This window comes from Collimonas sp. (assembly GCF_035566375.1).
In the GTDB taxonomy this organism is placed as follows: Bacteria; Pseudomonadota; Gammaproteobacteria; order Burkholderiales; family Burkholderiaceae_D; genus Collimonas.
Genome location: NZ_DATMRK010000002.1, coordinates 87,910 through 97,696, shown reverse-complemented (window position 1 = coordinate 97,696; position 9,787 = coordinate 87,910). Strand labels below are relative to the sequence as shown.

Sequence of the window (9,787 nt, the reverse complement as noted above, 5' to 3'; positions counted from 1 at the left end):
GTGCAAACAAATCTTCACCGCCGTCATCCGGAGTGATAAAGCCGAAGCCCTTAGAATCGTTGAACCACTTGACTGTACCTGTTGCCATAAAATAGCGTCTTTCAAATAATAACAATCACACGAGCCGTAAAAGCAAGAAGCCTCGCGTAACGCTGCCCCTTCTAGAACTTGCTCACTTCTATTGACAAGCTGAAACACGCTTATCAATGAATGTCATTGTTCGCGTTAAAAATAAAAAAGTCAAGTAATTTCCTTTGTGCAATTTAATTTATGGTTTTGCATTGTTTTTTACTCTTGATTTAATCTGTTCTATCGTCATCTGCATAGCAATCGGAAAACGCGTAATATCGATATAAACGTTTATTTATTCAGTGTTGCGCGTTGCGCATTTGGCGGAAGGTTTTAGAATAGGCGCATGGTAACCAAGCACGAAGACGGGACAGTAGCGACGCGACAAGAGCAAAAGCTCAAGCCGCCCCCAATGTATCAAGTATTTTTGCTCAATGATGACTACACGCCAATGGAATTCGTGGTCATCATCCTGCAGGAATATTTCAACAAGGATCGCGAAGCCGCAACGCAGATAATGCTAAAAGTGCATCGCGATGGCAAAGGCATGTGTGGTGTGTATCCGAAAGATATCGCATCCACCAAGGTTGAACTGGTATTAACGCACGCACGCAAAGCAGGGCATCCCCTGCAATGCATGATGGAGGAAGCATGATTGCGCAGGAACTGGAAGTAAGTTTGCACATGGCGTTTGTCGAAGCACGACAAGCAAGGCACGAGTTCATCACGGTTGAACACCTGCTGCTGGCCTTGCTCGACAACCCGTCCGCGGCCGAGGTGCTGCGAGCCTGTGCGGTCAACATTGACGATATGCGCAAGACGCTGACTATCTTCATTGGCGACAACACACCGACGGTGCCGGGTTCGAATGAAGTGGATACCCAACCAACCCTGGGTTTCCAGCGCGTCATCCAGCGCGCCATCATGCATGTGCAATCGGCTTCCAACGGCAAGAAGGAAGTGACCGGCGCCAACGTGCTGGTTGCGATCTTCGGCGAAAAGGATTCGCACGCGGTGTACTACCTGCACCAGCAAGGCGTGACTCGGCTCGACGTGGTCAATTTCATTTCGCACGGGGTGCGCAAGGACCAGCAAGCCGACGCCCAGAAATCCTCTGAAGGTGCGGAAGAAGTGCAGTCCGAAGGCCAGGCCAAGGAAAGCCCGCTGGACCAGTTCACGCAAAACCTGAACAAGCTGGCGACCGAAGGAAAAATCGATCCGCTGATCGGCCGCGAGTACGAGGTCGAGCGCGTGATCCAGACCTTGTGCCGTCGCCGTAAAAACAATCCTTTGCTGGTCGGTGAAGCCGGCGTCGGCAAGACTGCGATAGCAGAGGGACTGGCATGGCGCATCACCCAGGGCGAGGTTCCTGAAATATTACAAAACGCGATTGTCTATTCACTGGACATGGGCTCGCTGCTGGCCGGCACCAAATACCGCGGCGATTTCGAGCAACGCTTGAAAGCCGTGCTCAAGCAATTGAAAGACAGTCCGCACGGCATCCTGTTCATCGACGAGATCCACACGATCATCGGCGCCGGTTCGGCGTCCGGCGGTACGCTGGATGCGTCCAATCTGCTGAAACCGGCTTTGTCCAGTGGCCAGTTGAAATGCATAGGCGCCACCACTTACACCGAGTTCCGCGGTGTCTTTGAAAAAGACCATGCGTTGTCGCGTCGTTTTCAGAAGATCGATGTCAACGAACCGACGGTGGAGCAAACCGTGCAAATCCTGCGTGGCTTGAAGTCGCGCTTTGAAGAACACCACGGTGTCAAATACTCGGCTTCCGCACTGACCAGTGCAGCCGAACTGGCGGCGCGCTTCATCAACGACCGCCATCTGCCGGACAAGGCGATCGATGTGATCGATGAAGCCGGTGCGGCGCAACGCATCCTGCCGAAATCGAAGCAGAAAAAGACCATAGGCAAAGGCGAGATCGAAGACATCATCGCCAAGATTGCGCGGATTCCGCCGCAGTCGGTCAACCAGGACGATCGCAGCAAGCTGCAAACCATAGACCGCGATTTACGCAATGTGGTGTTCGGCCAGGATCCGGCGATCGATGCGCTGGCGTCGGCGATCAAGATGGCGCGTGCCGGCCTGGGCAAGACCGACCGGCCGATCGGCTCTTTCCTGTTCTCCGGTCCGACCGGGGTCGGCAAGACCGAAGTGGCCAAGCAACTGGCGTTCATCCTCGGCATCGATCTGATCCGTTTCGACATGTCCGAATACATGGAGCGTCACGCTGTGAGCCGCCTGATTGGCGCGCCTCCGGGTTATGTCGGTTTCGATCAGGGCGGTTTGCTGACCGAAGCGGTGACCAAGAAACCACATGCGGTATTGCTGCTGGATGAAATTGAAAAAGCCCATCCGGACATTTTCAATATTTTGCTGCAGGTGATGGATCATGGCGCACTGACCGACAACAACGGACGCAAAGCCGATTTCCGCAACGTGATCATCATCATGACCACCAATGCCGGCGCGGAAAGTCTGCAAAAACGTTCGATTGGCTTCACCGACAAAAAAGAAGCCGGTGACGAGATGGCGGATATCAAGCGTATGTTTACGCCGGAATTCCGCAACCGCATCGATTCCATCATCAGTTTCCATGCACTGGATGAAGAAGTCATCTTGCGTGTGGTCGACAAGTTCCTGATGCAATTGGAAGAGCAGTTGCACGAGAAAAAAGTGGATGCGATCTTCACCGAGAACTTGCGGAAGTTCCTGGCCAAGAAGGGTTTCGATCCATTGATGGGCGCGCGGCCGATGTCACGTCTGATCCAGGACATGATACGCAAGGCGCTGGCCGACGAACTGTTGTTCGGCAAGCTGGTCACCGGTGGCCGGGTCACTGTCGATCTGGACGACAAGGATCAGATCAGCCTGGACTTTGCAGAAAAAGATTCGTCTTCGCCTGCGGCGCCGGAGGAAACGGTGGAAGTGGAATAAGGAAGTGGAGTAACTTCGCGCCCGGCCAAGCATTTGTCCGAGCAATTAAAAAGCCTGAATTCACGCAAGTGATTCAGGCTTTTTAATATGTACTACTGTTGCGTCATTCCCGCGTACGCGGGATGACAGAGTTTCAGAGTTGGGTTTAAGGCAGCAGGGCAGTGTCGGCGGCCTGTTTGGCCTGAATATCCGAAACGGCTTGCTGGATTGCAGACAGACGGTAATCGGTGCCGGGATGGATCGCTGTATAGCCATTCAGCACGCTGGCCGGATAGCTGGTCGCCAGACGTTGCCAGAGAGCTGCTGCGCCATCGACCTTGTAACCGGCACGGGCAACCATGTACAGCGACAATTTATCGGCTGCCGCATCCAACTGTTGCGGGTATGGCTTGACGCCCGCCATGCCGTTCAAGGCCGCGGTATCTGGCCGCAAGCGGATCAGATTGTCGATCACACCGGTCATGGTGGCGGTGTTGCGTTGGCGGGCCGGATGGGTCAGCGTGTTGTGCGCCATTTCCTTGGCGATCACCAAGGCCAGTTCATCGTCGCTCTTGGTGAATTTCATCATGCCGCTGCTGATCAGCACGCGTCGGCCATCGGCATAACTGACCACATTCTCGGTGTTGCCGAGCTCTATGCCAAAGGCGCAGGCGCGAGTCAGCGGGATGTTCAAGATCTGGTTGCCGCCATTGCGCGCGATCGTGACCTTGATGCTATTGCGGCCATTCACCAGCGGGCCGAGCATCAAGGCAGTCTGGCGTTCGGCATCGGCTCCCGCCGGCACCGGCTTGTCCTGGATGGCTACCAGCAGATCGCCGCGTTGCAGGCCGACCTTGGCGGCGCCGCTGCCAGTGAGTACGCCAGTCACTTGCAGTTGATCGCTCAGGCCCAGGGCGCTTGCCGCTTCAATGAATTCAGCAGTATAGGAATATTTTGTCTTGGCGGTGAAGCCCAGCAGATTGCGCGCATTGTTTCTGCATAAGACGGCGTTGTTTACCAGCAAAGGAGCGGCGACGTCGTACAAGCGGTCTTGCATGCCGATCAAGGTTTTCAGTTCGGTCTGCTTCGGTGATGGCGTCAGCGCTACCGGCTTGGGAGGGGCCGGCGGCAGTTTGACGCTGGGTGTGGTGGAGGTACTACTCGGTTCCTGTGTCGCACAGGCCGCCAGCAACAGCACCGGCAATGCCAGCGCCGTATAACGCTTGACTCCTTGCCATCCGGCGCCGCGCGTCAAATTCATCAATCTCATTAATTTCTCCATCAATTTTTTCCGGTGCTGCCGAAGCCGCCTGCGCCGCGTTCGCTGCTCTCGAAATCTGCTACGACATTAAACTGGACACGAGCTACGGGCACAATGATTAATTGCGCCAGCCGTTCCATCGGGTTGAGGGTAAATTCGGTAGTGCCGCGGTTCCAGGTCGAAACCATCAGCTGACCCTGGTAATCAGAGTCGATCAGGCCGACCAGGTTCCCCAGCACGATGCCATGTTTGTGGCCGAGGCCGCTGCGCGGCAGGATCATTGCCGCATAAGCCGGGTCGCCGATATGAATCGCCAGGCCGGTCGGGATCAGATGGGTTTCACCGGGTTTGATCGTCAGCGCGGTGTCCAGGCAGGCGCGCAGGTCCAGGCCCGCACTGCCTTCGGTCGCATAAGCCGGCAATTGATCTTGCATGCGTGGGTCGAGAATTTTGACGTCGATGGTATTCATGGAATTTTGTAACAATCTATTAAGTGAAATGATAGGGCTAGGTATAGGTATAGCAAACATGACAGGAACAATCCCGCCCGGTGTTCGTCAAGCTACTTCTGATTTTCGCTGCCGACCGCGGGCGATGAAAGCCGCCGCGGAAAGTAGATGCTGATACAGATGCCAATGCAGATGCGCGGATGCTAACCAAGACGAGCGGCGATTGCAGCAATCAACTGGCGCGCCAGTTGTTGTTTGCCGGCGCGCGGCAGGCTTGTGTGGCCGTCGGTATCAAACAACACCAGCTGGTTATCGTCTTTGCCGAACGTGTCATGGCCGATATTGCCGACCAACAGCGGCACATTTTTCCTGATGCGTTTGGCTTCGCCATACTGCAGCAGGTGCTCCGATTCAGCCGCAAAACCGACACAGTAAGGCGCTTTCGCCAATGCTGCAACTGTTGCCAGAATATCCGGGTTTTGCTCGAACACCAGTTCGGGAGCGCTGCCGTCGGCATTTTTTTTCAGTTTTTGCGGGCTGGCATTGGCCACGCGCCAGTCAGCCACCGCCGCCACGGCGACGAAGACATCGGTGCGGCCATCGGTGGGGCCATTGGCGCCGGCCAGTTGCGCCATCACGATATCGTGCATTTGTTGCGCGGTCTGGACGCTGATACGGCGTACACCGTAGGGTGTAGTCAGTGCAGTCGGACCTGACACCAGGGTGACTTCCGCCCCGGCTTCGTAAGCTGCGCGGGCTACGGCGTAACCCATTTTTCCGGATGAAAGATTAGTGATGCCACGGACCGGATCGATCGGTTCGAAAGTAGGGCCGGCGGTCAGCAGCACGCGCTTGCCTTTGAGCAGCTTGGGTTGGAACGAAGCGATCACTTCTGTCAGCAACTGGTCCGCCTCCAGCATGCGGCCCATGCCGACTTCACCGCATGCCTGCTCGCCGGCATCGGGGCCAAGCAACTGAATGCCGTCCGCCAGCAATTGCGTCAGATTACGTTGAGTTGCCGGGTTTTGCCACATCTCGACATTCATCGCCGGCGCCACCAGCAAAGGCAAGGTGGCCTGGCGCGCCACGCACAGAGTCGACAACAAATCGTCGCAGGCGCCGTGCGCCAGCTTGAAGATGAAATCGGCGGAGCAGGGCGCGATGACGATGGCGTCGGCGTCGCGGGTGAGGTCGATGTGCGGCATGTTGTTGCCAATGCGCGCATCCCATTGATCGGTAAATACCGGCTTGCCGGACAGGCCCTGCATGGTAATCGGGGTAATGAAATGCATCGCCGCCGCGGTCATCACGACTTGTACCGATGCGCCCGCTTTGATCAGTGCGCGCGTGAATTCCGCCGCCTTGTAACAGGCGATGCCGCCGGTCAGTCCCAGCACGATTTTTTTACCAGCGAGATCCATGGTTACTCCTGGAAAGGTAAGGAGGGAGGGTGGCTGTGTCGCGTATTTCGCTTGTGTTTTGCTTATTAATTAATTACTTATTCACGCGACGCAACTCATCAATCACAAACAATACCGCACCGACGCAAATCGCGCTATCGGCGATGTTGAAAGCAGGCCAGTGCCAGTTACGCATATAGAAGTCGAGAAAATCGATCACATGGCCGTAGGCAATGCGGTCAACCACATTGCCGATGGCGCCGCCCAGTATCAATGCCAGCGCGGTGCAAAACATGCGCTGTCCGGCATGGCGTTTCAGCAGGAAAATGATGAACAGCGCGGCAGCGATGCCGAGCCCGGTAAACAGATAACGTTGCCAGCCTGATTCCGTAGACAGAAAGCTGAACGCGGCGCCTTTGTTATATATCAGCACCAGATTGAAGAACGAGGTCACTGCCTGCGATTCGCCATAGCTGAACAGGCGCACCACGGTGATCTTGGTCAGTTGATCGATCAGCAGCACCAGGGCGGCGATGGCAAGCCACGGCGCCAGGCCGTATTTGGAGGAAGATGAAGAATAAGATGAAGAAGATGAGGATGCAGCGCGTTTTTTAGTGGCCATATGGGTTTATCTGTTCTCGGCAGTGTGGCAAAAAAGTGCGCAGCTCGCGACATCGTGCCAGGACGAGTGCCAACTGCGCATGATCAACTTGCGTATGACTGATTTACTTCAGCGGTTCAGGCGAAATGCCGGTCTTCACCGTTGCCGAATAAATTGGCAACGCAGCGTCCGCACAGGCCCGGATGTTCCGGGTGGCTGCCGACGTCGGCCCGATAGTGCCAGCAACGTTCGCATTTTTGCTGCGCCGACGGCGTCACCAGGATCGCTTCTTCCGCTTCTGTCGCTACTTCAGAGACCGTTGCGCTGGAGGTGATCAGGACAAATTTCAGGTCGTCGCCCAGGCTGTTGAGCAGTGCATATTTTTCCGGACCAGCCTTGATCTCTACTTCCGCCTGCAGCGAGGAGCCGATACCGCCTGCAACCCGGACTTCTTCCAACTGCTTGGTGACATCGGCGCGCACGGCGCGTATGGCGCTGAATTTTTCGATCAGGGCTGCGGCGCCTTTGATTTCCGGCAGCGTGTAATAGGTCTGGGTGAAAATGGTTTCATCGCTGGCCGCAAAGGCTTCCGGGCTGGCGAAGAACGACCAGGCCTCTTCCGCCGTGAACGACAGCGTCGGCGCCATCACCCGCAGCAGCGCCTGGGTGATATGCCAGATCGCGGTTTGTGCCGAACGGCGCGCCGGCGAGCTGACGCCGCTGGTGTACAGACGATCTTTCAAGATGTCGAGATAGAAACCACCCAGGTCTTCCGAGCAGTACATCTGCAGTTTCGAGATCACCGGATGGAACTCGTAAGTCTCGTAATGCTGCAAGATATCGGCTTGCAGGCGGGCCATGCTGGCGATCGCATAACGATCGATTTCCAGCAGATCGGCGATCGGCACCGCATCCTTCAAAGGATCGAAGTCGGAAGTATTCGCCAGCAGGAAGCGCAGGGTGTTGCGGATGCGGCGATACGATTCTGTGACTCGCTTCAAGATCTCGTCGGAGATCGTGATCTCACCCGAATAATCGCTGGCAGCTACCCACAGGCGCAGGATTTCCGCGCCCAGCGAGTCCGCCACCTTTTGCGGCTCGACGCCGTTCTTCAGCGACTTCGACATCTTGCGGCCTTCGCCGTCGACCACAAAACCGTGCGTCAGCAACGCGTTATAAGGCGCGCGGCCATTCAGCATGGCCGAGGTCAGCAGGGAAGAATGGAACCAGCCGCGATGCTGGTCCGAACCTTCCAGATACAGGTCGGCCGGGAATTGCGACTGGCTGGCGTGCGAGCCGCGCAATACAGTCTGATGGGTAGTGCCGGAATCGAACCAGACATCCAGCGTGTCTTTATTCTTGATGTAGTTGACGGCGTCGTCGCCCAGCAATTCTTTCGGGTCCAGCGCTTGCCACGCTTCGATCCCGCTTTGCTCGATGCGCTGGGCGATTTGTTCCAGCAATTCCGGTGTGCGCGGATGCAACTGGCCGGTTTCCTTGTGCACGAAGAACGCCATCGGCACGCCCCATTGGCGTTGGCGCGACAAGGTCCAGTCAGGACGGTTGGCGATCATGCCATGCAAACGCGCCTTGCCCCAGCTTGGGAAGAACGCGGTTTCTTCAATTGCTTGCAAGGCAGTGCTGCGCAAGCTTGGATGGCCGTCTTTCGGCAGGTTGTCCATGCTGGCGAACCACTGTGAAGTGGCGCGGTAGACGATCGGCGTCTTGTGCCGCCAGCAATGCATATAGCTGTGATCGAACATGACCAGCTTGAACAGCGCGCCAACTTCCTCCAGCTTGCCGCAGATCGGCTTGGAGGCTTCCCAGATGGTCATGCCGGCAAAGAACGGCAGCCAGGAAGCAAACTTGCCGTCGCCCATGACCGGGCTGATGATGTCGGCGTCCTTCATGCCATGCGCTTTGCATGAGATAAAGTCTTCGATGCCGTAGGCCGGCGCCGAGTGGACGATGCCGGTGCCGCTGTCGGTGGTAACGTAGTCGCCCAGGTAGACCGGCGACAGGCGGTCATAGCCAGCGTCGGCGGCGGCCAGCGGATGTTTGAAATTGATCAGCGCCAGCGCTTCGCCTTTGCAACTGGCGATAACCTTGCCTTCGAGACCGAAACGTTGCAGGCAATCCTCGACCAGGTCTTGCGCCAGGATCAGCAGCAAGGGGGCGCCGTTGCGCGCGGTCTGCACCAGCGCGTAGTCGACTTCCGGGTGGACGTTGAGGGCCTGGTTGGAGGGGATGGTCCACGGCGTGGTAGTCCAGATGACGACATAACCTTGATCGGTCGGCAGCGACGCCAGGCCGAACGCAGCGGCGATTTTTTCCGGCTCGGCAAACGGGAAGCCGACATCGATGGAAGGATCGCGCTTGTCCTGGTATTCGACTTCTGCTTCAGCCAGAGCCGAACCGCAATCAAAACACCAGTTGACCGGCTTCAGACCGCGATACACATAACCTTTTTCCAGGATAGTGCCGAGCGCGCGCAGCTCGTCGGCTTCGTTGCCGAAGGCCATGGTCTTGTATGGGTTGTCCCATTCGCCCAGCACACCGAGGCGGATGAAGTCTTTGCGTTGCAGATCGATCTGTTCATTAGCGTAAGCGCGCGCCTTGGCCTGCACTTCCGCCACCGGCAGGTTCTTGCCGTATTTCTTTTCGATCTGGATCTCGATCGGCATGCCGTGGCAATCCCAGCCCGGCACGTAAGGCGCATCGAAGCCGGCCATGTTGCGGGCCTTGACGATCATGTCCTTGAGGATCTTGTTGACGGCGTGGCCCAGGTGGATTTCACCATTGGCGTACGGCGGGCCGTCATGCAGGATGAATTTCGGGCGGCCCTTGGAGGCTTTGCGAATCCGTTCGTAGACTTTCTTTTCCTGCCATTGCTTGACCCATTGCGGCTCGCGCTTGGCCAGATCGCCGCGCATCGGGAAGGCCGTTTCGGTCATGTTGACCGGGTATTTGCTTTGCGGCTTGCCTTGTGGCTTATTCGGCAATTTCGCTGCTTTATTGTTTTCTGGTTTGCTGGTCTGATCGGACATAATTTTCTTCAATGGAATTCAGTGGAGCC

General features: G+C 56.5%; 8 protein-coding genes. 2 read left to right on the top strand and 6 right to left on the bottom strand.

Annotated features, from left to right (window positions below):
- The coding region (locus tag VNZ60_RS00620) for a cold-shock protein (RefSeq protein WP_325656166.1) at window positions 1-88 on the bottom strand (88 nt) is incomplete at its 3' end.
- Window positions 89-415: 327 nt separating this feature from the next.
- On the opposite strand from VNZ60_RS00620, the gene clpS reads away from it, so the two are divergent.
- Window positions 416-724, top strand: a complete 309-nt coding sequence (clpS, locus tag VNZ60_RS00615; protein ID WP_325656158.1) for an ATP-dependent Clp protease adapter ClpS — start codon at window positions 416-418, stop codon at window positions 722-724.
- Window positions 721-3,021: an ATP-dependent Clp protease ATP-binding subunit ClpA gene (gene clpA / locus VNZ60_RS00610; RefSeq protein ID WP_325656156.1), complete on the top strand. Its 2,301-nt coding sequence runs from the start codon at window positions 721-723 to the stop codon at window positions 3,019-3,021. The genes clpS and clpA overlap by 4 nt, the downstream gene beginning before the upstream one ends.
- A 145-nt stretch (window positions 3,022-3,166) precedes the next feature.
- On the opposite strand, the gene VNZ60_RS00605 is transcribed toward clpA, so the two are convergent.
- The 5 genes from VNZ60_RS00605 to ileS all read right to left on the bottom strand — a co-directional run bounded on the left by VNZ60_RS00605 (window position 3,167) and on the right by ileS (window position 9,758).
- Complete coding sequence (locus VNZ60_RS00605) at window positions 3,167-4,270, bottom strand: M48 family metallopeptidase (RefSeq protein WP_325656154.1); 1,104 nt, start codon at window positions 4,268-4,270, stop codon at window positions 3,167-3,169.
- A gap of 11 nt (window positions 4,271-4,281) precedes the next feature.
- The gene (dut, locus tag VNZ60_RS00600) at window positions 4,282-4,731 is read right to left on the bottom strand and encodes a dUTP diphosphatase (protein ID WP_325656151.1); all 450 of its coding nucleotides are present in this window, start codon (window positions 4,729-4,731) and stop codon (window positions 4,282-4,284) included.
- Between the two features lie 182 nt (window positions 4,732-4,913).
- Complete coding sequence (gene coaBC, locus VNZ60_RS00595) at window positions 4,914-6,131, bottom strand: bifunctional phosphopantothenoylcysteine decarboxylase/phosphopantothenate--cysteine ligase CoaBC (RefSeq protein ID WP_325656149.1); 1,218 nt, start codon at window positions 6,129-6,131, stop codon at window positions 4,914-4,916.
- Window positions 6,132-6,204: 73 nt separating this feature from the next.
- Window positions 6,205-6,732, bottom strand: coding sequence for a signal peptidase II (gene lspA, locus VNZ60_RS00590; RefSeq protein ID WP_325656147.1), 528 nt, complete (start codon window positions 6,730-6,732; stop codon window positions 6,205-6,207).
- Window positions 6,733-6,848: 116 nt separating this feature from the next.
- Entirely contained in the window at window positions 6,849-9,758 is a 2,910-nt protein-coding gene (gene ileS / locus VNZ60_RS00585) for an isoleucine--tRNA ligase (RefSeq protein WP_325656145.1), read from the bottom strand.
- Window positions 9,759-9,787 lie beyond the last annotated feature (29 nt).